We start from the raw sequence: 25,074 nt of genomic DNA, 5'->3' as shown, positions 1-25,074 counted from the left end.
TCCTGATCTCCTGCCTTATCTTTTAATATCTTCCATTTTACCTTTCATTGCCGAGAATATCTCCTTTTCGGTTGCCAAAGGAGTATCTCCAACGACAGTACATGCCAGCATTCCTGATACAGCAGCAAATCGTACTGTCTTTTCAGGGGAATATCCTAGCAATTCGCCATGTAAGATTCCGCTGGTGTAAGCATCGCCTGAACCTATTCTATCATATACGGAAAATGATAGGATATCGGAAAAGTAAAAAGTATCTTCTTTATATATATACCCCCTCAACGTATGGCTATTATCACTGTTGATCGAACGATGTGTCCCCGCTATCGATTGAATTTTGAATCGCTTGGCCACTTCAGGGATCAACTCCACAAGCTGTTCTTCCCTTGTGGAACCTTCTGACTTCATTCCTAAAATATAAAGGGCGTCTTTTTCATTCATCATGACGATATCAGCCAAAGAAAGCATTTCCTCATAATGAGGCTTTGCGTCAGCGTAACCACCCTCCCATAAGGAAGGTCGGTAATTGCAGTCGAAACAGACTGTACCGCCCTTTTCTTTGACTTTTCTAGCCAGCACCTTCATGCTTTCCCGAACATTTTCCGCCATTGCAAGAGTGATTCCGCAAAAATGGATGATATCCGTCTTTTCCGAAATCATATCCATATCATAATCGGATAAGGTGGCAGTATTAAAACTGCTTTCCAGTCGATTGGAATATGTGACACGGCTCGCCCGCTGTCCAAATCCGTTTTCCAAAAAGTACATCCCCATGTATTTGCCGCCTCTAGAGATGTAGTTCCTTCCGATTCCTAAGCGCTGCAAAGCTGAAATTGCTGAATCACCAAGGGGGTTATCCGGTAACATTGTCACAAGATACCCATCATGTCCAAGTTTTGTCATCGCAGAAGCCACATTTACTCCCGTGCCTGAAAAGGAGTATTGCAGCGTGTTAGCCTGTGATAGCAATTCATGCCCTGGTACCTGCAAACGCATCATCACTTCCCCGAATGCCACAATCCTTTTAGGCATATTTTTCAACCAATTTTTTCGTCATGGCCAATAATTTCCGTACATCCTCCCCATTCGTTTTACCAGTCGCTTCATCAATGATGGAAGAATATACGTGGGGAATGACTTTAGGCACTTTTGCTTCTAATGCAATTTCTAATATGGTCTCGAAATTATTTAAGTCGATTCCACCTGTTGGTTCCAAAGCAAATCCCTCTTCACCACAAGCTTTTGCTACAGCACGATATTCATCTTCATGCTTCAGCCCTTTCATAGGGAAATATTTCAAAGCATTCCCTCCCATGTCGCGAACGAGCGCAATGGCAGCTTTGATTGGCACAATGGCAGTTTCACTTGCGCCTGCACTTACTGGACCAGTGGAGATATTCACATAACCGACTTTCCCAGTTGGAGAAACAAGTGAATTTATCCAGCTATCCTTCTCGCCTAAATTGGCCCTCGTAGCACCAACAGCCGGAAAAACCTGGTTAATATGACTGCCTGGATAGTATTTTGCTATTTCTGCGACAACTGCAGCCTGTCTATTATCGCCTGCGCCCAATCCAATTGAAACGGCTTCATCAATGGCTTCCCCGTATTCTTTCATTGCAGTAACACCTGCTTCGACAGTTGGATAATCCTTTGAGAGTACACCAACCAATACATGTCCTTCTGCTGCTTCAAAGACTTCCACTGCATTTTCCACACTATTTGCAAGTACATTTAAGGCTACACGATCATTCAATAACCGTTTGTTTATGTTAGTCATCCTTGTTTTCCTCCTAATATGGTTCTTAATCGTGATTCAATAACATTTATATCATCACCTTGCAATGGGCGCGGATCTATATCGAAAAAGCCTTGCCGTATCCCATAATCCCGTGTATAAATGGCGATATCCCCATTTTTGAGGTGCTCGTTCACTTCTTTCGCCGTCGTTTCCGCTATCAAAGGATTTATGGAAATACGTGCTCTAAATATGGCACGTCCGGCTTCATCCTGAACTATCGTAACTTTTACGCCATCAATCGAGTCAAGTGATGTGAGCACTTGTAAACTAGCTTTTTCTTTTTCGCTATTATCCGTCTTGACAAAATACTCATCCAATGCCTGAAGCAGACCAAAGGTCGTTTCCTTTCCAACCTTCATGCTCCTTCCTATACAGTGCAATTGAACCTTTACCCATTCGATATATTTTTTTCTGCCAGCAACGATACCGGATGTGGGTCCTTCAATGGCTTTTGAACCACTATAAATCGCCAGGTCGGAGAATTGTACATATTTTTCCAAATCTTCTTCCGCTGCTGCATCGACAATCAGAGGGATATTATTCGTTTTGGCCACTTCCCATGCTTCTTCAACCGATATCATATTTTTCTGGACAGTATGATGCGATTTCACATATAAAATGGCGGAAGTATTTTCATTTATGGCCTCCGCAATATGTTCTGCCTTCCCTTCATTTGCATATCCAACTTCAACCAATTTTCCGCCGCCAAGATAAATCATGGTTTCAACCGGTGCACCATACTGAACGTTATGGCCTTTCAGCATGATGATCTCATTCTTTTGAATACGATCTTGATGAAGCCTTTCGCTTTTCCTTCTGTTTCCTTCAGTAACGATTGCCGCTACTGAAAGCGCAATTCCGCTTGATGCTGAGTTTACGACCACAGCTGCTTCAGAATGAAGCAAATCCGCTATATGCTGGCCTGACTTATCGACTAAATCAGAAATTTCAACATAATTTTGCCCACCTTTTTTCATCGCGTCCATCACTGTGTCAGTTGGGGCAGAGACTCCCAATATGCTCATTCTTCCGCTTGCATTGATGACTCTTTTCAAACCGTATTTAGCATTCAATGAATTCTCCATTTATAACCACTCCTTTTACAACAACTCTTTTTTCTGCCATCCTTTTTTCGCCTTCGGAATCCAATAAAAGGGTCGGCTCATTCTCGATACTGAATAAAGTCAGGTTCGCAATATCACCAGCTGAAATCCTTCCAAGCTCTGGTTTATTCAACCAAGCTGCTGCATTGACCGTAACCGCATCTATTACTTCTTTTAATGGATAACCGAGGTACAAAAATTTTGTAAGCACATTTGCCATATTAAAAACTGGCCCATTCTCTCTGTTTTTCCGATATATATCCGTACTGATCGTATTGAAGCCGATTCCCCGCTTTTTAGCCATTTCTGCAGTTTTAAAAGAAAAGCTTGCCGTTCCATGACCTACATCCAAATGTACACCACGTTCAATCGCCTTAATCAACTCAGGCAGCGGCACTTCTCTTTCATCAAATAAATTATTCGCTTTACCATTTAGAAAATGAGTAATAATGTCCTTTTCCTCAAGTAATTGAAGGACTTCCTTAATATCAGGCGGCCCTGAACCGATATGAACCATTAATGGCAAACCCGTTTCAGCCGAGAATTTCCTAGCGATTTTTAATGGCTCGACACCATTTGGACCAACTACACTTTTACTTATTCTCGCTTTAAGTCCAACGACAAAATCCCCGTATTTGGAAATTGCCTTCATTAATTCCCCTTCGTCCAACCATGAAATATCCGATAACTCATCAATCCTTTTCAATCCAATCCGCGAAATATTCAGAAAGGCGAAAACATTCGTTTTGGAATTTTCACAACTTCTAACCAGATCGGTTATCCTATCTGCCCCCGTGCTTCCCGCATCTATGACCGTTGTTACACCAGTTTTATATCCAATCTCATCAACCTCATCACCATAAGGATCGAATTCCGGGAAAGCATGTACATGCATATCAATCCAACCGCTCGAAACAAAAACCTTTTGATCATAATCTATTATCTTATCTCCTGTTGCAGTTCCGGGTCGTGCAATTTCCTTAATCATCCCATTTTCCAGGATGATATCCGCTGCTTTTCCTTCTACCATTTTTACATTCTTCAGAACTAACGTATCTGTCATTTCCCTCATCCTTTTCGGTACATCCTATCGATTGAAAGTACTTTGTATACGGTTACACTGAATTGTATAAGAATTCATTAATTTCTCTTTACAAAAATAGATTATCATATTTTGTCGAACTAATCAATATAACGTTATAATGTTTGATTTAAATTTACAGAATTTTATAAGATCAAGGCCATTTTGTCTTTGTGCTTCTTAGTTTCTTCATATAATATAATCTCATTAGGTTTTTTAAAATTTTTCATGCTACCCATGGAAAAAAGACGGGGAGAAAAACAATCTGTTTTTCTCCCCGCCTTTTTTTTTACGAATTCACAAAATCCATTTATGAAAGTTTCCACCCTAATTATCCGGAAATAATGCTTTTTTTATAAAACTAACACTAAGTCAGAATAAAGACTAATGGGATTAAAGGGTTTGAACGGTTCCTCCAAGACACTCGCTATAGAACCCCTTTTAACTGATAATTAGATCCTTTTTTTCATTTTTATTCAACCAAATAATTAATCCAATTATCGCTATAAATAAAATTAATAGGTCTTTGTTGTACATAGAAAATAAATTTCGACCAGCTATTATTACTGAGGACATCCTGATTATAAAACCTAGACATATAGAAATAAGTACAATTATTACTGTTTTAAAATTTTTTTCCTTAGTTTCCATATTTTATGACCTTCTACATATAGTTATATAGCATGAAATTATACAAAATTTTCAAAAAAAATATAAGGGAGTGTATTAAAAATGAAGAAAAAGTCCTTATTTTCAATACTAATAATCAGTTTATTAGTATTCTCACATGTCCCCAATACATTGGCCGAAGAGAAAAAAGAAACAATACCTTCAGCAACAGTAAACCCTATTGTGGAAGTCAAATTAATTAGTGATGATGTTATACTAATACAACCAACAGCAAGCATCATTGAAATGAGCAAACCTATTGCTCATCAGGCTAAACTAACAAATACCCAATTAGGAAAGATGGTAAAGGCTCATCAAAAGGGAACAACATGGTTAAGCATCGTAAGTACTCTTGTGTTTGCGGGTGACCCAACCGCACCAGCAGGAGTAGCTACTGCACTGGCATCAGCACTTGCTGGCAGTCCTAATAGTTTAATAGCAGCATATTATTCCGGAAAACACGCTTATCATGTATCTGTCTATGCTAGTGGTAAAAAACCAAGTTTATCTAAAATAACGTATATATATTACACTAAGTCAATTCTTTCATTTAGAAGCCCTCGTTAATTAATCCTTCCTGCTCCTAATATTACAGTGGAAATGTTGCTTTCCATAATATAAAAACCAAGAATGCTTATTTAAAAGCATTCTTGGTCTTGTTAATTCCATACTTCATTTGATTTTCCTTTTTACGACATTCACTTAATATATATCCCGTTCCTATGAAAGCAGTTAATTTACCTTTTTCGATCCTTTCCAATGGATTTCCCTCAATCGGTATTTTTGTAGTTTACTTGTTGCCGTTTTCGGTAAAGACTCTACGAATTCAACTTTTGTCGGTGCTTTAAAGTGAGCCATTTTTGAGCGGCAAAAGGTAATGATCTCATTTTCCGTCACTTTTGCATCGGGCTGCAGCACAATGATTGCCTTAGGCGTTTCTCCCCATTTATCGTCTGGAATGGCAATGACCGCAGCCTCCAAAACATCTGGATGTTTATACATTACCCCTTCTACCTCTGTTGAAAAAATATTTTCCCCGCCGGAAATGATTAAATCCTTAGCCCTGTCCTGTATCTCAATATATCCATCAGGATGGGTAACTGCCAGATCCCCAGTATGAAACCAGCCATCCCTAATTGCTTCGGCCGTCTTTTCCGGATCCTTATAATATCCTTCCATTACAACATTGCCGCGAGTAATGATTTCCCCCAGTTCCTTTCCATCCCAAGCGACTTCTTTCCCTTCTTTATTGATTACCATCGTTTCCCCATTAAAAACCAATTCAATACCTTGTCTTGCCTTTATTATTGCTTGTTCGTCCGCAGATTTAGCTTCAAACTCATCCTTCCACTCGTTATATAGGATGAATGGGGAAGTTTCTGTTAATCCATATACGTGGATCATATTCAAACCAAGGATTTCTTGTGCCTTTTGTATAAGCGCTGCTGCTGGAGGAGCACCTGCTGTTGACATCCTTGGATGCACTTTGATATTTGTTTCTTTTGCTTTAGGGTCATTTACCAGCATATTGACGACAGTAGGCGCTCCACATAACAATGTAATATTATGACGGGCGAATAATTTGAGGATAAGAGGAGGATCGACTTTCCTTAAACATACATGAGTCCCGCCAGTAGCCGTTACCGACCATACCCCTCCCCAGCCATTAGCGTGAAACATTGGCAATGTATGTAAGTATACATCGTCATGCTTCACCCCTAGGTGATAAATGAAATTAGCGGCGTTCATGTAATTCCCGCGATGAGTTAACATGACCCCTTTTGGTTTTGAAGTCGTTCCACTCGTGTAATTTATAGTCAAAAGTTGATTTTCTTCGATTTTAACCTCTGGCAGTCCATCATCATTTGCATGCAAAATGAAATTCTCATAATCTATTCCAGGTAAAGTGGTTTCATATCCTTCAAAAGGCACGATGATGATCTTTTCCAAGGAAAGTTTAGTAATGATCTTTTCAATCGGAGCGGTGAATTCTTCATCGATTATCAACATTTTTGAATCGCTATGCTTGATGATATATTCCAAATCCTCTGCAGCAAGCCTATAATTCAAAGGAACCATTACCGCTCCCATTTGACAAATGCCATAAAAACATTCCAGCATATAATGTGTATTTGGCAACATAACTGCAATATGGTCACCTTTTTCAATTCCCGAAGAATGCAAAGCTTTGGAAAGTTGATCTGTTCGCTGCCCGAATTCCTTATATGTAAACTTTTTCTCTTCATCGATGACTGCCACTTTATGAGGATAATATTTTACGGCCCTGCGCTTCCAATCAATTGGAGTTAATGGGAAAAACATTTTTATCATCTCCTTCTTTACAGATTCACTATATACAGCACCCTGCTTGGTTCGTCATGATGGATCCTGACTTCGTATCCTTTTAATACATATTCATTTTCCAGCCGTCATATCTTCTTTAATGGATTTCCATTTAAAGATTTTTGAATATTTTTTAATTATTCCGACAATTAATCTCCTAAAAACAGTGAAATTCACTGCTTTAATAGATATTTTTTTAAAACAAACACCGTAAAAAATTAATATAGCGCTTCTTCTTTTTATTATATTGGAGACAGTACACTTCAGAAAGACTATCTTTTATTTTCTATGCATGAAGAGGCATGTTCGGTAAGTTTCCCAACGATTTCTTTAAGACGTTCCGTTTCCTCTTCATTTAGTACACCATAAAAGTCACGAAAGGTTTTGGTAAAACACTTATTGATGGAATGATAGGTACTCCATCCATTTTCAGTGGATTGGATAAAAACGACCCGCCGATCATCCTCACTGTGTACCCTCTCAATCAACTTCTTCCGTTCAAGCCGATCAATTAGTGCAGTTCCTGCTGCAGGTTTAATCTTCAAATGATTAGAAACATCTTTAACCGCTATGGATTCATTCAAGACTATTAATTGCAATGCGCGATACTGAACAGAAGTTATATCATATTTAACCAGTAACGGTTCCACCAATTCCTGTGATAGGCTGCTTAGTTCCTTGATCTCTAGATGTAAATTATACAATTCACTTGAATGCATGTTTGACAATCCTTTCTTATTGACACTATCTATCTAAAACTATAACATAATTAACGTATCAAAAAATTAACCATGCGAATTAAATTGGTTATTGATTTTTAAAGAGAGAGAGAGGCTGTCCATGTCAGCAGAACAACGCAAAAAGATCATTATCCTCATGATCAATATGTTTATCGCAATAGGGAGTTTCGGTATCATCATTCCCATTTTACCAGCATACCTGGCCTCCATTAATCAAGGTGGAACCGCCGCTGGCCTAATGATTGCCATTTTCGCAGGTGCACAACTTATCTTTTCGCCAATTGCCGGAAAATGGACTGACCAATTCGGGCGCAGAAAAATGATTATTTATGGATTGGTCGGTTTGACATTATCCATGTTTATTTTTTATGCAGTCAATTCCATTTGGTTATTATATGCTTCACGTATCATTGGCGGAATCGGGGCAGTTTTGCTTATACCCGCAATTTTTGCTTATGTTGCTGATATCACCACATTTGATCAACGCGCTAAAGGCAATAGTTTAGTATCTGCCGCCATGTCCCTGGGAATTGTAGTCGGTCCAGGAATTGGAGGTTTTTTAGCTGACTTTGGCTTGAAGTTTCCCTTTTTGATTTCTGCGCTGGTATCCCTATCTGCAGTTGTATTTTCGATTTTTGTTTTAAAAGAAAGCGAAACGGCACAGGTTACTCAATCCATGGATGCAAAAACTGAAACGATGCTTCGGAAGATCACTTTATCCGTGAAAAAGCCTTATTTCATCCCACTTATCATTACTCTTGTAATGAGCTTTGGCTTAATGGCGTATGAATCTGTAATTGGTCTTTATCTTGATAATCAATTCAATTCGACTCCTAAGGACATCGCCGTCATGGTTACAGCCACCGGTATCGTCAGTGTAATAGTTCAATTGTTTGTCGTCGATCGGATCGTACAGCGTTTCGGGGAAGTGAATGTTCTGAATATCTTTATCAGTGTTGCAGCCATCGGTTTCCTCCTATCACTTTTTGCATCAAATTACCTGATTTTCTTTTTGATTTCTCTTATCATCTTCCTTTCCACTTCCATCTTACGTCCAGTTCTTAACACACTGATTTCCAAGATGGCAGGGAATGAGCAAGGTTTTGCAATGGGTATGAATAATGCGTATATGAGCATCGGAAATGTGCTTGGACCAACACTTGCGGGAATGATGTATGATGTCCACATTACCTATCCGTTCATGTTGGGTCTTATCCTCTTATTCATTACTTTAATGATTACTATGGCTTGGCAAAAGCGATCTCTTCATGCAAAAGCATTATCTTAGAGCTTAAATGGCATTTCAAAATTTATTCCTTAACCCCCCCCCCCGAGTAGCATCCGCTATCCGGGGGTTTTCATTATGATTTTTTTATCCATTCTTCTTTTAATTGAAATCCTCCAAAAAAGTTTATTGACGAGTAACACTTCAATCTCTTGAGAACTTGCTCCAATTTCATACGGAAACTTCTCATATTTTTGCGTAACACTCTAATTCACGAGTATTTGCTTCAAACTCACGAGTAAATGAGTCAATTTCACGAGTATTTGCTCCAAATTCACGAGTAAATGGCTCTAATTCACGAGTAACACACTTCCAACTCTCGAATATTCGCTCCTATTTCATTCGGATTTAACTCCAAATCATGCGTAATATTTGTAGTCACGAGTATTTGCTTCAAACTTACGAGTAAATGCGTCAATTTCACGAGTAACGTCCCCAACTCTAGCATACTCTGCTCCATTTTCTTGCGGAAACTGCTCAAAATCTTCCGTAACACTTGAATTCACGAGTATTTGCTACATTCTTTCCTAAAGTTGAAGCTTTTATTTCACCAAAATAAAAAAGTTGATCTAAAGTAATTATTTCAAGTTGATCTCACTGATTAGAATCAAGTATAGAAAGCATCCTCATCACCTCAAGTTTTAAAACTTCTATTTTAAAACAAGAGACATCTGCGGGAAAACACGTCCAGGGGAGACCCCGCAGGCGAAAGCCGAGGAGGCTCCCGGACCGCCCGCGGAAAGCGAGTGCCCTACGTTCCAATCAATGTCCAAATTGTACAAGCCATAAAAAAATGTAGACAAACTCGACTTTTAACGAGTTTGTCTACATTCTAAAAGCGACCTAATTTTAGAATAAGGCCGCTTATCATTCAGTTTTCTCATTTCATATTGTAATAAAGGGAAATTAATTTCATTTAATAAAAATGGCTTTCTTTCCTTTACTGCTTTCAAAAGCCGCATCAATGATTTTAATGACCGCTAACCCCTCTTGGGCAGTGACTGGAGCTTTTTTCCCGCTCAATATACTATCGGCAACTGCCTGGTAATACGTTAAATAAGAACCATGCAGTGTTTCGATGGTTTCATGCATCTCATTTTCTCCTTCAACCGTAACCAGCTTACCATAGAATTCGGGATCATCTGCACCCCAAGAGTCATCCACTGGTTTTTTCCCCTCACTTAAGTCAGCCTCTTGGCAATCAAGACCGTATTTGATAAATGATCCTTTACTTCCATGAACCTGATACCGCGGTCCATTAAACGGAACGATTGAGCCTGAATGCAAGATGACCCTCAGCTTTTCATATCCTAATATCACATGGAAATAATCATCCGTTTCTGCATTTTCTTTTTGGGAAAATACATCTGCCCATACGAATTGCGGCAATCCAAACAAATGAAGTGCTTGATCGATGAGATGTGATCCTAGATCATAAAGCATGCCTGATCCCGGGCCTGGTTTTTCTCTCCATCTATCCCTGACCACAGGCCGGTATCGATCATAATGGACTTGGTATGTATTGATTTCCCCAAGCACTCCATCATCCATAAGTTTTTTCACGGTCAAAAAGTCATTATCCCATCTCCGGTTATGATAGACACTTAAAAGAAGATTCTTTTCCTCAGCAATCTTGATGAGCTCCTCCGCCTCCCAAGCTTCCACAACCATCGGCTTTTCGAGGATGACATGCTTCCCGGCTAACAAGCTTTGCTTTGCCATTTCATAATGCAAACCACTCGGTGTCGTAATAACAGCCAAATCAATGGATGGGTCTTCAAGAATTTCCTCTAAGCTGCCTACCACTTCCACATATTTCAAATCCTTTTGGACTTTTTCCTTATTGGAGCTCACAACTTTCACTATTTGGAACTGCTCTAAAACACTTAGTAATGGCGCGTGGAAAGTAGCTCCTGACAATCCGTACCCAACTATGCCCACATTAATTTTTCTCATTTTCAATCCCACTCGCTTTCTTGTTCCTCTTAAACAAACATTTTATTATATTTCATTGTCCGGGTATGTATCTCTCAAAAACTTGACAGATTGATTAATCAATTCTTTCAATACATTAATATTGATATCTGCCACTTTATTGATGTACACACACGCTTTTCCGGAAGTATGTTTTCCAAATGCCTGTAACAATTCTTCTCTTTTTTTGTCCCCTGGAGCAAAGTATAAACTGATTTTTGCTTTTCGAGGTGAAAAGCCAACCAGGGGGGCATCTCCTTCGTGACCTGATTCATATTTATAATGATAGGTTCCGAACCCAATTATGCTCGGTCCCCACATCTTTGCCTCATAACCTGTCGTTTCGGTAAAAACACTCAACAATTCGTAGGCATCTTCACGTTTTTTCGGGTTATCGACGTTTTCGATGAACTCAATGACACTACTGTCCGTCTCTTTGGTTTTTTGTTTATACATGACCGGAACCTCCCTTATATTAAAAGGCAGAAAAAATTCATAAGATATCGCTTGTTTAGTATCTTAGTACCCTGTTAGGTTGTTATGTATGTATACAGCCTTCATCACCGATGATCAATGATTGGCGGGCGAGCTCCTATACTATTTCTCTAAGCTTCATGGCAAATCCTTCACTATACCCTTATATATTATAGAACATTGATTCCTTTTATTCTATTTTAAGAGCAGAGTTTATTAAGTAAATCTTTCGCGCTTTAAAAATCAGTACTTTACCATAATAATCCCTACGATCAGAAATCATTATTCTGATCGTAGATTTTTTCATTAAAAGGCAAAATGCAGTTTAACCAGATCTATTGCCGCCTGATCTTTTCTATTTCATCAGCTATGAATTGTACCTGTGTCCCTACGATGACTTGAATGCTTTGCGGACCCACAATATTGATTCCAGCAACCCCTGCTGATTTGATTTTACTCTGATCGACAGATTCCATATTTTCCACTTCAACCCTTAAACGGGTAACACAGTTATCTACAGATGTTACGTTAGCGTCTCCGCCTAATCCCTCATAAATAGCGGAAGCCATTCCAAAGAATTTACTCTCATTTTTCCCGCCTTGAGAGCTGTCTGCTTCCGCAATCGCTCCTCCGCCATCAAGCTCATCTTCTGTATCATCTTCTCTGCCGGGAGTCATTAAATTGAACCTAGTTATCAAGAATCGGAATAAGAAGTAGTAGATGACTGCAAAAGCCAGTCCTTGAAGAAGCAGCATATACGGTTCATTTGCCATTGGTAATCTTGAGCTTAAAACAAAGTCAATGAATCCTGCACTAAAACCGAACCCTGCTGTCCATTGGAAAGTCGCAGCAATAGCCAACGATATTCCTGTTAATAAGGCATGCACAACGAATAGGGCTGGTGCAACAAACATGAAAGCAAATTCCAAAGGTTCAGTAACGCCTGTGAAAAATGAAGCGAAGCCGGCTGCGAGCATTAATGAGGCCACTTGTTTTTTCTTCCGTGATTTTGCCGAATGGTACATGGCAAGGGCCGCTGCCGGTAAACCGAACATCATGACGGGAAAGAAGCCGGCTTGATACATGCCTGTGGTTCCTTTTATTCCCGTTCCAGCCCAGAATTTACCGATATCGTTAAGACCTATTACATCGAACCAGAACACGGAGTTTAATGCATGATGTAAACCAGTTGGTATCAAAAGCCGATTGAAGAACCCATAGAGTCCTGCTCCAGCGGCACCTAATTCACTTATTCCTTCCCCAAATATAACTAACCAAGAGTAGATGAGTGGCCATACGAAGAATAATATTAGGGAAACCAGTAACATGGCAACCGCAGTAAGGATCGGGACTAGGCGTTTACCGCTAAAGAAAGCGAAAGCATCCGGCAGTTCTACCTTACTGAAACGATTAAACATAGCTGCCGCTATAAGACCCGAGAGGATTCCGACAAATGCATTTTCTATTTTCACAAATGCTGGATTTACATCTTTTACATCGATTCCTTGCAGCATCGCCACCGTGTCCGTGGAAAGCAATGTCGTTACGACCAGATAGGCTACCAGCCCGCTCAAAGCGGCAGCTCCATCTTTTCCTTTCGACATCCCCAACGCCACTCCAACGGCAAACAAGATTGCCATATTGTCAATGATCGAAGAACCTGCTTTGATTAAGAAAGCTGCTAACGGACTTCCCGCTCCCCATCCTGCTGGATCTATCCAGTAACCGATCCCCATTAAAATGGCGGCTGCCGGCAATACGGCTACTGGCAGCATCAAGGAACGCCCTATTTTTTGAAGATATTTTTTCATTCCGCTTTCCTCCTGACAATACTGATTTAGGGCAAAGCCCATATTCTATTAGACAACGGTTCCTTCCATTTTAGAACTTCATTTCATTTATAAATTTAACTATAATCAGGAATAAAGTCTTAGCGATTTACTCCTCCTTCGAAAGCCCATAAAAAAAGAAAAGTCCAACCCGGACTTTTCTTTTTTCACTTATTTATAGAGCAAGTAATTTTTGCGAACCTTTTTAAAGGCATCCTGCTTTACTTGATATTCTTTCAAGATTTCATTTACTGTTGAACCTTCTTTAATTCTAGACATTATCCAGCCATTGCCAATCAATAAATTGAAATTGTTGGCTGCAAGGAATTCGAAATCACCGGGATATAGATCCTGAATGGTCTTGATGATGTGAAGTCCAGTAGGGACAGCCTTGAACTCTTCTCTATCCGTTATATAAATTTCCACTCCGTGGCTAAGTTTACCTGCATGTTTTGAAAATGTAGGTGTAAAGGACGCTGCCCTGAATTTTACACCGGGTAACCTTAATGCATTTAATTTCCCAGCGAGCTCATCACTGTTTATATAAGGAGCACCTATCAACTCGAATGGTTTGGTCGTTCCTCTGCCTTCCGAGACATTCGTTCCCTCGATCAAGCCTGTTGCCGGATATACGAACGTAGTGGAAACTGTCGGCATATTCGGTGACGGTAAGACAAAAGGGAGACCAGTATCGTCATAATCCATATCTCGCTTCCAGCCTTTCATCTTGATGACCTTTAGATCTGCTCCTATTTTGAATTCTTTATTGAACAAAGTCGCGAGTTCCCCAACAGTCATCCCATGCTTAAGCGGAATTGGATACAACCCAACAAACGATGAGAATTCAGGTTCAAGTACCGGTCCATCAACCGTCTCCCCGCCTTGTGGGTTCGGCCGGTCCAGCACGATAAAGGGGATATCATTTTCTTTGGCTGCTTCCATTGCATAAGCCATCGTATAGATATAAGTGTAATAGCGTGTTCCGACATCCTGGATATCAAAAACAAGGACCTCAACATCCTTTAACATTTCAGGCGTCGGTTTTTTCGTTTTGCCATATAAACTATAAACGGGCAATCCTGTTTTTTCGTCAATATAATATTCAACGCTTGCACCAGCTTGCGCATCTCCACGCACTCCATGTTCTGGACCAAATAACGCTGTCAAATTAATATCCGGATCATCATGAAGGAGATCGACGATGCTGGTTAATTTGGAATCGATGCCAGTTGGATTCGTAATCAAGCCGACTTTCTTTCCGCTTAAAACGTTCTTTTCATCTTTTAAAAGAACTTCAATACCGGGACTGACTCTTTGTTTTTTCTTCTCTTTAATAGCTGTTACACTTTTTGAGGAAACGATGCCGAAAGAAAGCATGCAAATGGTAAATAGGATTAACATTCTTTTCAAATTGCTTCTCTCCCTATTTTTTAATGGGTCTTCCAGATTTAATATCTAATCCATATCCAAATTTATAAAGGCTTTCATCGGGCTTAGTTACTGATGGTATAGCGACCGGCAACGTGCCTTTAGGTTTTGATTCTCCAAAAATGGTCGAGATGCCCGCCGGGATATTCGGCTGTCTATAACGCCCATTCGAATACCCTTTGAACCCGTAAACAGCAAGAACCGCTTTCGCTTCTTCAAAGTTTGCAACATCATAAGGGTTTCTTAAACTCATTAAAACAAATTCTTTATCTTTCTTATTAGCATGATTCATGACCGCTCTAGGGAAGGCTGTTGCCCACTTCGACGAATCTTGAATGCTATCATCTATCACTCCATCATTGACAGCCGGATCGTTTTTGACAATATAGGAACCAGTTATGACAAAGTCCGATTCATCAATGAGTCTGGCCACTTGATCTGTAAATGACTTTCCTGAAAAACTCATACCCGTTATTTGGACTTTCTTTATTTTCTTTTTATCAGCTAATTCGCTGATGCTCCTGGACATGGATTCAACTTGGTCATCAAAAGGAGCAAGAATTAAAACTTTATCATTTTTCTTAGGTTTGAAAGGCAATGTTTTGTGTTCATTTTTCAATAGAGTGATGGCATCTTCCGCCATTTTCCTTTCTTTTATTAAATGAGTTTCATTCCCGACCACTTGAAGCGCGGTTTCGATTTTTTTATCTATCGGGGTATCCTCCGGGTTTAATATCCCTCTTTTCACTTTTAGTTCAAGTATCCTCGTGACAGATTGATTGACTTGATTTAGAGGGATTTCCCCGCTTGTCACTGCCGCCTTCACTGCATTGAATACAGAGGCTAGATTCTTTTCCATTTGAAGCGAATTAACCTGTGCCGGCATCAAAGCAATATCAACACCAGATTTCAGGGCAAGGACCACAGCTTCTTCCTGTCCGAAGTTGTCCGCGATGGCTTTCATATTCAAAGCATCTGTAACCACAACACCGTCAAATCCCATTTCTTCACGTAATAGACCCGTGATGACCTTTTGTGACAGCGTTGCAGGAACCATGATTTCCTGACCGTCTTTTTTACTGATATAGGTAGTGTCATCGAATGCAGGAAATTGAACATGTGCAGTCATCATCATATCAACTCCAGCATCGATGGCTTTTTGGAAAGGAAGCAGCTCGATTGAGCGCAATCGCTCTTTATCATGAGAAACAAGGGGAAGACCATAATGACTGTCGACTGCTGTATCTCCATGGCCAGGGAAATGCTTGGTCGTCGCTATCATGTTCTGTTTTTGCAATCCTTTTATCATCTGAATGCCAAGCTTTGATACAAGGTCCGGATCGGAACTGAAGGAACGAACGCCAATAACAGGATTTCCGGGATTATTATTGACATCGACAGACGGTCCGAAATTGACATTTATGCCAAGTGCCGACAGTTCCTTACCAATAATTTCTCCGGATTGATAAGCGTAACTCTCTTTTCTGGCTGCACCAAGTGCCATATTACCAGGAAGGTTCGTTCCAGTTTGAAGACGAGTTACGATTCCTCCTTCCTGATCAATCGTTATGAACAGCGGAAGGTCCGGGCTTGCCATCTGCAAACCATCCGTGAGCCGAACCGTTTGTTCGGTATCGACTACATTCTCAGCAAACAGAATCACACCGCCCAGATGATATTTTTTGATGATGCTTGCAACTTCCGAGTTCATTTCAATAAACCCGGTAGCCTTTGTTTCTCCTTGTTTTTGCCAATTACGAAAATCCGGCATGAGCATTTGACCGACTTTTTCATCGATTGTCATGTTTTCTACGATTTCCTGAATATCGGAAACCGCTTTTTCATTCTCGTATCCCTTTGCTGTCGCACTCCCTCCCATAATGGATAAAACCAAACATAATGCGATTCCAGCTGGGGCACATATCCTTTTTATCATTAGGCTTCCTCCCTTGTATTCTTTTTAGTTCTGTTAGCAACAATTCAAAACCACTGCCGTGAAGGGGTAAAGATGAATGGAAATGAACTATATAGATCATAAAGAAATCAAGGCAGCATCGGGAATCCCAGCAGCCGCCTCTTTAAAAAAGCCTTCATGAAATGTTTCCATTTACCCCTGGATTCTTGGAGTCCAATTGTTTACCCAATTATAAGTTTTATCGTTTGACCAGGCTTTAGAAGGGACAGCAAAGGTAAATCTTCTTCTATAACTCTTCCTATAACGTTGACTCGGTGGTTTGCCCCTAGGTCTCTTTTGCAAATTTGAACCTCTCCCCGATATCTTCCGTAAGCATCATTGTCCATCGTTATGGATCCAAGGCTTCGTGCAGCTGTATTACTCGGCTCAACATTTGCGGTGACCCGGGTATTCTGCAGCCGGAAAACATCTTGAGAAACATCTGGCCTCAATTTATACAGTCCGCTTTCCAAAAGTCGGGATTCCACTCTAACAGTTAGAATTTTCAGATTTTCATATGCAGTTAGATTCTCAAGTAGATTATCCTCTGTTCCTTGATCTCCAACGTAAACTCCTTCCACATGCTGTATCAACTCAATTCCGGCGGCGTAAGGATTCATCAACCTGTGTTTTTCAAGCGTTGGAAGGCCCTCATGAAGAGGACCGCGTTTACTTCCTGCACCCGGGATGAAAGCAAAGATCGGTATGCCGTATTTCTTGAACATTCTATTCTGTTCATGAAAGAACACTTCTTCAAGGCCCGTTTCAGGCCTTGGATAAAAGTTGTGCCAAGCTATCAGATTTTCCGGTTCCACACCGCCCCCAAGCACGGCTAAAAGTTCATCTTCATTCAACGTACTTGCATTAAGTGAGAGTGAAAACACCTTAGATAAAGAAATGACCATTTCTTTACCGAACCCATCATCAAGGCGAATCCCTTTAATACCTAATGGCCTTAAATCCGTAAATTTGTTAATCCCCAAATGATCAAGCGTATTTAATGAGACATCTGCATGGATTTCCATTCCATAGTCCTCTGCAAGCTTTAAAAGCCTGATCATCCTCTTCACGAGGTCTCCCTTTTCTTCAGGAATATGGAGCGAAGTAAATGCTCTCTTCACTCCTAGGTTTGCAGCATGTATAATTTGTGTTTCTGCATGCGGGTCCTGTAGATAAAATGAAATTCCGATCACTTAAATCCAACCGCCATTTCATCTTTAAATCCGAACAGATACGTAAAAATAAAACCTGCTATATAGGAAATGAACAACCCAGCAAGGAACAGGGCAATTTGGTTTGGATGAACTAGAAAGGTAAGCGGCAGTCCGGACACACCGATGGAAGACGTGGCGATTCCGAATTGAGCTTGGAATGCCCCGCCTACTCCTGCACCTAAACATGCAGTTAAGAAGGGCCGGCCCAATGGCAGGGTCACTCCAAATATTAGGGGTTCACCAATACCTAGCATCCCTGAAGGAAGGCCTCCTCCGATAGCTCTCTTCAAACTTGCTTTCTTCGTTTTCATATAGATGGCAAATGCCGCTCCCACTTGGCCCGCGCCACCCATCGCCAAAATGGGTAGCAGTGGATCATCACCAATCGAATTTATCAATTCTAGATGGACAGGCGTTAAACCTTGATGTAAACCAGTAATGACGAGAGGGAGGAAGGCCGCCCCAAGCACGAATCCAGCTACAACACCGCCGAAATCCAATACATTCAATAACCCGGTCGTAATGGCATCCGATAAAAACCCTCCTACCGGCATAAATACAATGTAAGTGACAATCCCGGTAACGAGTAAAGCGATGGTTGGCGTCAAAATGATATCCAGTGATTGTGGAATGAATTTCCTGACCTGTTTTTCCACCAAGGCTATGAAAATAGCTGCAAAGAGCACTCCGATCAACCCTCCGCGGCCAGGGAGCAAATTTTCACCGAACAATGAAATGTCGCCGACGGCCGGGTTTATGACCAGGATACCAGCAAGGGCACCAAGTGCAGGTGATCCGCCGTATTCTTTTGCAGCATTGGTCCCAACCAAAATCCCCAAGTAGGCAAACAGACCGGATCCGATAACGGTTAAAATGATGGCTAATTGTGATTCTGCTGCAAGCCAGCCCGCTTGAACGATTGCCTTTGTAATACCGGTAATCAAACCGGATGCCACTAAGGCGGGAATTAAAGGGATGAAAATACTTGCAATCCTGCGTAAAAAAAGTTTAAATGGTTTTGCGTTTTTCCTATCAATCTCTGATTTATTCTTCGAGGCAACTTCTTTTAAGTTCAAATCTCCAGAAGCCTCCCCCAGAAGCCTTTCAAATTCTGTATGAACCTTGTTCACCACGCCTGGTCCGAGGACGATTTGTATCGTTTCCTCTTCAATGACGCCAAAAACGCCTTCCGTATTTTTTATATCTTCCATTTTTACTTTCGAACGATCGATTGGCAATACCCTCAGTCTGGTCATACAATGTGCAGCATCGGCAACATTAGATGGCCCACCTAATTTCCCCAATAACTCTTCTGCTAAACTGGCGTACTTATCCCCCTTACCCATTCATAAGCCCCCTTTGTCAAATCTCGGATTAATCATTTATATCGATCTGTCATCGATTTAATGGCAGACCTGGTGTTATCAATATATTGGACTGTTTCTTCATACTGCTCTGAAGCCATCCCCAAAAACAAAATGTCAATCATATATAATTGCGCCAATCGTGAGGAAGTTGCTGCACTTCGAAATGGTGCTTCATTAGAATGGGATGTAAACAATGTGGCATCACACAAAGAAGATACCGTTGTTTGGCCATAATGGGTCATCCCGATTGTCTTGACCCCACGTTCCTTTGCCAGCTTCAATATATTGACAACTTCAGGTGTTTCCCCAGAAAATGAAATGGCAAAAACGATGTCATTCTCATCAGCATTTGCAATCAGGGTTGCAACTAAATGCATATCTGTAAAAGCCGTTGCTCCTTTATTGATGCGAAGTAATTTTTGCTGAGCATCCGCAGCAACTATATTCGAAGCACCCACACCGCAAAAGTGGACGGTTTTTGCATTCAGCATCAGCGTTATGGCATGTTTGAGATTATCATGATCGATTATTTCAGATGTGTCCCGGATGGTCTGAATCGAATTACTCGTTGTTTTCTCCACAATCCGGTACAGTGATTCGGAAGGCTCGATATCACGGTAGCCCTGTTCAACCGTCTTCATCAAATCTCCTGCAATCCTTATTTTCAGATCTTGATATCCTTTTATTCCAAGCGATTTACACAACCTAATAACGGCAGCCCCGCTTGTTTGGGCAGACGTACTTAATTCCTGTACAGTGCTGTTCACAACTTCATGGGGATTCTGTAGAATATATTCCGCTAGTTTTTGTTCTGATTGCGGCAGCTTGCTCAACATCGTCTGTATGATGGATAATCCTCCCGTAGCCATTGCTTCCCTCCTAATCTTCATAGATCGAGATGGCTTTTCTGACATCCCCATCCGCTTTTTCCAGTAACTCCATAGCTTTTTCATAATCTGTTGCCGTTTTTATCATGACGATCGCTGGCTTAACTTGATTATTTGCCTTTTCAAGCGTTTTCAAAGCTTGATCATAGTCAGCATTCGTTACTGTTTCTATGATGTTTACTGCACGGTCCTTCAGTTTTTGATTACTGACATTTACATCAACCATCAGATTTTCATAGACTTTGCCCAATCGGATCATGGTTGCCGTTGAAATCATATTGAGTACCATTTTATGTGCAGTTGCCGCTTTCATTCTCGTGGATCCTGTTAACACTTCCGGCCCGACCACCACTTCAATCCCTATATCAGCTTCTTTCGTGATGCTCGCGTTATTATTGCATGATAAAGCGACCGCTTTAGCCCCGACTTTTCTTGCATAGCGTAAAGCGCCCTTCACATAAGGGGTGCGGCCGCTTGCCGCAATGCCAATAACCGTATCATTTGCTGTAAGGTCCACGTCAATCAGGTCATTTTCCCCAAACTCTTCTTTATCCTCTGCACCTTCAACAGCCCGAACAAAAGCCTTTTCCCCTCCTGCGATTATTCCCAGCACCCGATCAGGTGTTGTGCTGAAAGTCGGGGGACATTCCACGGCATCCAGAACACCGAGCCTTCCGCTAGTACCTGCCCCGATGTATATGAGTCTTCCCCCTTTTTTTAACGATTCGCAAGCCCATTCAACTGCCGTTTCTATCTCTGGCAATACCTCCTGAACTGCTGCTGCCACTTTAAAATCTTCTTTATTGATTGCAGAAATGATCTCCATCGTATTTGCACTGTCGATATTCATCGTCTTTTCGTTCCGTAATTCAGTCGTTAATGAACGCAAATGTTCTTCCATAGACAATTAACTCCTCCTATAAACATCACTTAAATATAATTTCATTTTTTAATAGGAAATAATGAAATTATATTTCATATTATATTCAATGATAGCGTTTTCATTACTCGAAGACAAGATATTTTTGTAAAATTTGTTAATCAGCAATCTCCGTTCTTCAAAACCCCGATGCTGGCGGACTTGCATCTATCCCTTTCAGAGTGCCGTAATTTACCCATAGGAGCCTACTATTTTTAGAGTGGATTTTCCCAACAAAAAAAACGTGTACCGTCACCTTATCGGAACGATACACGCAATTTTGCAAAATGCTAAACTCGTATACTACTCCAGACCCGGGACACCTGCACTCCTTTACCCAGTTAACGGATTGGGACTACTTTCCCGTTTTCTACTGCACCGACGACAATAGTTGATGCAAATCCTCCATTTTCATCAATCGAGGGAATATCGTATATTTTTTGATCTGGCCCTATATTTGAAAGTCCGTCTTGCATATGTTTACGGATGGCCTTGGCATCATCAACGCTGCCTGCAGATTTCATCGCTTCCACAAACGCATACATGGCGATATAATTCAAGCCTACTTCGGAGCTTGGATCTTCCTTATAATTCTTTTGATATTTCTCGACGAATGCAGGCACTGCTTCTTCATCTGAGTCCATCAATGGCAGAACGCCAATCGAGCCTTCCAATGTTTCATATGAACCTGCAATCGGTTTCATTTGATCCAGCTTAGCTTGATCCATGATGATGAAACCGCCTTTAAATCCCAGCTCCCGAGCTTGTTTCGCCACTTTTGCCGTAGGTTCCGAAGCTCCGCCGATGAATAGCACATCAGGATTTTTTTTCAAGGCATTTGTGACAATCGTAAAGAAATCGGTTTCTTTGGCGAAATCAATCGAAGAATTATAAACGACTTTTCCGCCTTGCTTTTCCCAATGTGGGAGCACCGCTTCCGTCCAGTCTTTACCGTATTGCGAAGATGTTGGCAAAGCGGCAATTTTCTTGCCGAAATGTTCCATCGCATATGTTGTAAAAGGCTCGATATACCCCTCGTAATTCGGTGGAATACGAACAGTTAATGAATTTCCGCTCTCGGTCACTGCCGGTTCACTCGTATATGCACCAATGATGAATTCCTCTTGTTCATTAAAAACCTGAAGTGCCAGCACCCCTCCGCTGTGGGGCGTGAAAATGATCGGCGTATCATATTCCTGAATTAAACGTTTAGCATTCGATCCAGTTTCATTAGGTAAGTATTTATCATCCAAAGATACTAAGTTTAACGTGTATTTCTTACCATCTACTTCAAAACCACCAGCATCATTAATTTCATTGACGGCCATTTCGACTCCATTCAATGTCCGTTTCCCATATAACGCTGCTGCCCCGCTTAAAGGACCGCTAAAACCGATGTTTACGACATTGTCATTTTTTCCTTTACTGCCACTGCTAGACACAGGGCTACCCCCTTTATTGCACCCTGTCAAAACAGTGATGGTTAGCAGGAGAAAGACAAATAATACTTTCAGTTTTTTCATAAAAATCCCCCATTCATTTTATTCATGCCCCAATATACGCTTTCCTTACTTCATCATTGGCTAATAAGTCACTTGCAGTCCCTTGAACGACAATTTCCCCATTTTCAAAAACATATCCTTTATCTGCAATGCTTAGGGCAGCATTCGCGTTTTGTTCAGCAAGCAGGACCGTGATTCCTTCGCAGTTAATTTCTTCAATGACTTGAAACATTTGTTCGACAATGAGTGGAGCGAGTCCCACCGAGGGCTCATCAAGCATCAACAATTTCGGTTTCGACATCAAAGCCCTTCCAATTGCGAGCATTTGCTGTTGGCCGCCGCTCAGGCTTCCCGCTTCATCATGATGCTTTTCTTTTAAAATCGGGAATAAGTGATAGACGTATTCCAAGGAATCCTTGATCTCCGTTTTTTTCTTTCGATGTACATAGGCACCCATCCGCAGATTTTCCTGAACGGTCATCTGTGGAAACAGTTTACGTCCTTCGGCACACTGTACGATCCCCTCCCGAACATTCTTATCCGGGGCACGGCCCCCTATTGGCATGCCCAAAAAATGTATTTCGCCCTTGGAAAGCTTACTGATTCCGCTTATGGAACGAAAAGTCGTGCTTTTTCCTGCCCCATTAGCTCCTAGCAAAACAACGATCTCTCCCTCGGCAACTTCGATATTCACATGGTTTATCGCAGTGAAACTTCCATAATTCACTGCGACATCTGTTAACTTAAGCACTGGCACTCCCTCCCAAATACGCTTTAATCACCGCTTCATTTCCGCGGATTTCCTTAGGTGTGCCCTCGGCAATTTTTTCTCCATAATTAAGGACCATGATGTGGTCTGCTAAGTTCATGATCATATGCATTTTGTGCTCGATTAAACAAACGGTCAGTCCTGAGCGATTCAATTTTTTAATCAGTTCTGTCAATCCTTCCGTTTCATCCGGGTTGATTCCCGCAGCAGGTTCATCAAGAAAGATGATTTCCGGTTCTGTCGCTAGGGCTAGGGCAATGGCTGTCCGTTTCTTTTCCTCCTGCGAGATGTTCGAGACCATTCTGTCAGCCGATTCCGTTAATCCGACAATATCAAGCACCTCCATAGCCTTATCCCTGCAAGCCGCTTCCTCCCGTTTTAAACGTTTTGTTCTTAGAATGGCATCCACCAAATTGGATTTTGTTCGCAGTCTATGACCGACAATGACATTATCCAACACGGTCGATTGATCGAAAAGGCTTGTCGTTTGAAAGGTTCTTGAAATTCCGAGCCCCGCTATTTCATTGGCAGGAAGTTTGGTGATATCAATCCCTTTAAAAAGGACCGTCCCGGAAGTTGGTCGATGAAAGCCACTGATCAAATTAAAAAAAGTGGATTTCCCTGCACCATTTGGCCCGATTATTGCATTGATTCTACCTTTTTCAATTGAAAAATCCACATTATTGACGGCCGCCAATCCTCCGAAACGCTTTGTCAAATTCTTAGTTTCAATTAGCAAATTCACCCCTCCTCAGCTTTTATGTGCAATTCGCCCCTAACCCCGGACAACGCATTATCTTTTCGCTTTCTTTGCCAATCAAAGAAGGCCCCTGCGATTCCGCGCGGATAAAAGATAATGATCACCGTAAGTAATGGTCCGAATATCAACATTCGATATTCTTGAAGGAATTGCAGATTCTGCGACAGGATTACTAATAATAATGTTCCTACCAATGGACCTGAAAGTGTGCCGATTCCACCAACCAATAAATACATCAATAAATCGAACATGATGGCAGTTGATCCGATATCAGGTCCAATGAAACGAATGAATGAAGCATACAAGGCACCTGCCAAACCTGCGAAGAATGTTGATAGTACAAATGCCGTTAACTTATTCTTCATTGTGGATATACCAATCGTTTGTGCTAGGTCCTCGCTGTTCCTGATGGCCATATACGTTCTGCCGGTCAACGAGCGTATAATTCGATACACGATTAAAATCACTGCAAGCAGGAAAATGAGAACGAGATAATATTGGGATGTTGCATTATCGAATGTGATCGGCCCTATATTCCCGGGAGCAGGGATCCCGATCAACCCCCTAACCCCCTCTGTAAGTCCCTCCCATTTATCGATCACCAGATATATGATGTAACCCACACATAGGGTATAAATCGCGAAAAAGTGTTCCTTTGTCCTCAGCGCAATCAAACCGATTAAAACCCCCATGGCACATGTGATTAAACATGCACATATAAGTGCCAGCCAAAAGTTCATTCCCGCTTTTACTGTGAGCAAACCAAGAGAATATGCTCCAATCGCAAAAAATCCAGCATGGGCAAGCGAGAGATACCCAGTATAGCCTGATAATAAATTGATTCCATAAACAGCTATCGCCCAGATGAACGAAAGTGTCAGCATATGGAGATAATAATCGTTTTGCGCGATATAGGGGAATGAAAAAGCAAAGATGATAAGAGCGATAATCCCATTTCTTTTCGTTAATATCTTCACA

The 25,074-nt window shown here is 41.1% G+C and carries 22 protein-coding genes; 2 read left to right on the top strand and 20 right to left on the bottom strand.

Annotated features, from left to right (window positions below):
- Positions 1-15: 15 nt before the first annotated feature.
- From J7I96_RS11305 to J7I96_RS11290, 4 genes are read right to left on the bottom strand one after another with little or no spacing between them, the layout of a single operon-like run.
- A complete protein-coding gene (locus tag J7I96_RS11305) occupies positions 16-1,029 on the bottom strand; it encodes a sugar kinase (protein WP_214768071.1) in 1,014 nt (337 codons plus the stop codon).
- Positions 1,022-1,777 (bottom strand): 2-dehydro-3-deoxy-phosphogluconate aldolase, encoded by a 756-nt coding sequence (gene dagF / locus J7I96_RS11300; RefSeq protein ID WP_034312316.1) that lies wholly within the window; start codon positions 1,775-1,777, stop codon positions 1,022-1,024. Before dagF ends, J7I96_RS11305 begins: the two co-directional genes overlap by 8 nt.
- The gene (locus J7I96_RS11295; protein WP_214768070.1) at positions 1,774-2,883 is read right to left on the bottom strand and encodes a DgaE family pyridoxal phosphate-dependent ammonia lyase; all 1,110 of its coding nucleotides are present in this window, start codon (positions 2,881-2,883) and stop codon (positions 1,774-1,776) included. Before J7I96_RS11295 ends, dagF begins: the two co-directional genes overlap by 4 nt.
- A complete protein-coding gene (locus tag J7I96_RS11290; RefSeq protein WP_214768069.1) occupies positions 2,861-3,964 on the bottom strand; it encodes an amidohydrolase/deacetylase family metallohydrolase in 1,104 nt (367 codons plus the stop codon). The genes J7I96_RS11295 and J7I96_RS11290 overlap by 23 nt, the downstream gene beginning before the upstream one ends.
- 750 nt (positions 3,965-4,714) lie before the next feature.
- On the opposite strand from J7I96_RS11290, the gene J7I96_RS11285 reads away from it, so the two are divergent.
- Positions 4,715-5,218 (top strand): hypothetical protein, encoded by a 504-nt coding sequence (locus J7I96_RS11285; RefSeq protein WP_214768068.1) that lies wholly within the window; start codon positions 4,715-4,717, stop codon positions 5,216-5,218.
- A 165-nt stretch (positions 5,219-5,383) separates the two neighbouring features.
- Here J7I96_RS11285 and J7I96_RS11280 read toward each other — a convergent pair whose 3' ends face one another.
- Together J7I96_RS11280 and J7I96_RS11275 are read right to left on the bottom strand one after the other, a co-directional pair.
- Positions 5,384-6,973: a long-chain-fatty-acid--CoA ligase gene (locus J7I96_RS11280; protein WP_214768067.1), complete on the bottom strand. Its 1,590-nt coding sequence runs from the start codon at positions 6,971-6,973 to the stop codon at positions 5,384-5,386.
- Between the two features lie 293 nt (positions 6,974-7,266).
- Positions 7,267-7,713 carry a MarR family winged helix-turn-helix transcriptional regulator gene (locus J7I96_RS11275; protein ID WP_214768066.1) on the bottom strand — a complete coding sequence of 149 codons (447 nt, stop codon included), beginning with the start codon at positions 7,711-7,713 and terminating at the stop codon, positions 7,267-7,269.
- A gap of 121 nt (positions 7,714-7,834) precedes the next feature.
- On the opposite strand from J7I96_RS11275, the gene J7I96_RS11270 reads away from it, so the two are divergent.
- Entirely contained in the window at positions 7,835-9,022 is a 1,188-nt protein-coding gene (locus tag J7I96_RS11270; protein WP_214923821.1) for an MFS transporter, read from the top strand.
- 292 nt (positions 9,023-9,314) lie between these two features.
- On the opposite strand, the gene J7I96_RS11265 is transcribed toward J7I96_RS11270, so the two are convergent.
- From J7I96_RS11265 to J7I96_RS11200, 14 genes are all read right to left on the bottom strand, one after another.
- Positions 9,315-9,467: a hypothetical protein gene (locus J7I96_RS11265; RefSeq protein ID WP_214923823.1), complete on the bottom strand. Its 153-nt coding sequence runs from the start codon at positions 9,465-9,467 to the stop codon at positions 9,315-9,317.
- Between the two features lie 464 nt (positions 9,468-9,931).
- Positions 9,932-10,975: an oxidoreductase gene (locus J7I96_RS11260; protein WP_214768064.1), complete on the bottom strand. Its 1,044-nt coding sequence runs from the start codon at positions 10,973-10,975 to the stop codon at positions 9,932-9,934.
- A 45-nt stretch (positions 10,976-11,020) separates the two neighbouring features.
- Positions 11,021-11,449 (bottom strand): DUF1801 domain-containing protein, encoded by a 429-nt coding sequence (locus J7I96_RS11255; protein WP_214768063.1) that lies wholly within the window; start codon positions 11,447-11,449, stop codon positions 11,021-11,023.
- Positions 11,450-11,802: 353 nt separating this feature from the next.
- Positions 11,803-13,278, bottom strand: a complete 1,476-nt coding sequence (gene nagE / locus J7I96_RS11250) for an N-acetylglucosamine-specific PTS transporter subunit IIBC (RefSeq protein WP_214768062.1) — start codon at positions 13,276-13,278, stop codon at positions 11,803-11,805.
- 189 nt (positions 13,279-13,467) lie between these two features.
- Complete coding sequence (locus J7I96_RS11245) at positions 13,468-14,673, bottom strand: exo-beta-N-acetylmuramidase NamZ family protein (RefSeq protein ID WP_251025076.1); 1,206 nt, start codon at positions 14,671-14,673, stop codon at positions 13,468-13,470.
- 46 nt (positions 14,674-14,719) lie between these two features.
- Positions 14,720-16,660, bottom strand: coding sequence for a glycoside hydrolase family 3 protein (locus J7I96_RS11240; RefSeq protein ID WP_214768061.1), 1,941 nt, complete (start codon positions 16,658-16,660; stop codon positions 14,720-14,722).
- A gap of 200 nt (positions 16,661-16,860) precedes the next feature.
- Positions 16,861-17,871 (bottom strand): MupG family TIM beta-alpha barrel fold protein, encoded by a 1,011-nt coding sequence (locus tag J7I96_RS28600; protein WP_214768060.1) that lies wholly within the window; start codon positions 17,869-17,871, stop codon positions 16,861-16,863.
- A complete protein-coding gene (locus J7I96_RS11230) occupies positions 17,868-19,238 on the bottom strand; it encodes a PTS transporter subunit EIIC (protein WP_214768059.1) in 1,371 nt (456 codons plus the stop codon). Before J7I96_RS11230 ends, J7I96_RS28600 begins: the two co-directional genes overlap by 4 nt.
- Before the next feature lie 32 nt (positions 19,239-19,270).
- The gene (locus tag J7I96_RS11225; RefSeq protein WP_214768058.1) at positions 19,271-20,128 is read right to left on the bottom strand and encodes a MurR/RpiR family transcriptional regulator; all 858 of its coding nucleotides are present in this window, start codon (positions 20,126-20,128) and stop codon (positions 19,271-19,273) included.
- Between the two features lie 10 nt (positions 20,129-20,138).
- Positions 20,139-21,047: an N-acetylmuramic acid 6-phosphate etherase gene (murQ, locus tag J7I96_RS11220; protein WP_214768391.1), complete on the bottom strand. Its 909-nt coding sequence runs from the start codon at positions 21,045-21,047 to the stop codon at positions 20,139-20,141.
- A 359-nt stretch (positions 21,048-21,406) separates the two neighbouring features.
- Positions 21,407-22,588 (bottom strand): ABC transporter substrate-binding protein, encoded by a 1,182-nt coding sequence (locus J7I96_RS11215; protein ID WP_214768057.1) that lies wholly within the window; start codon positions 22,586-22,588, stop codon positions 21,407-21,409.
- A 22-nt stretch (positions 22,589-22,610) separates the two neighbouring features.
- Positions 22,611-23,318 carry an ABC transporter ATP-binding protein gene (locus tag J7I96_RS11210; protein ID WP_214768056.1) on the bottom strand — a complete coding sequence of 236 codons (708 nt, stop codon included), beginning with the start codon at positions 23,316-23,318 and terminating at the stop codon, positions 22,611-22,613.
- Complete coding sequence (locus J7I96_RS11205) at positions 23,311-24,075, bottom strand: ABC transporter ATP-binding protein (protein ID WP_063576371.1); 765 nt, start codon at positions 24,073-24,075, stop codon at positions 23,311-23,313. The genes J7I96_RS11210 and J7I96_RS11205 overlap by 8 nt, the downstream gene beginning before the upstream one ends.
- Before the next feature lie 2 nt (positions 24,076-24,077).
- Positions 24,078-25,073, bottom strand: a complete 996-nt coding sequence (locus J7I96_RS11200; protein WP_396020085.1) for a branched-chain amino acid ABC transporter permease — start codon at positions 25,071-25,073, stop codon at positions 24,078-24,080.
- Position 25,074 lies beyond the last annotated feature (1 nt).

The organism is Bacillus sp. ISL-78 (assembly GCF_018613455.1).
GTDB lineage: Bacteria > Bacillota > Bacilli > Bacillales > DSM-1321 > Peribacillus > Peribacillus frigoritolerans.
This window is presented reverse-complemented; position numbering and strand designations above follow the sequence as displayed.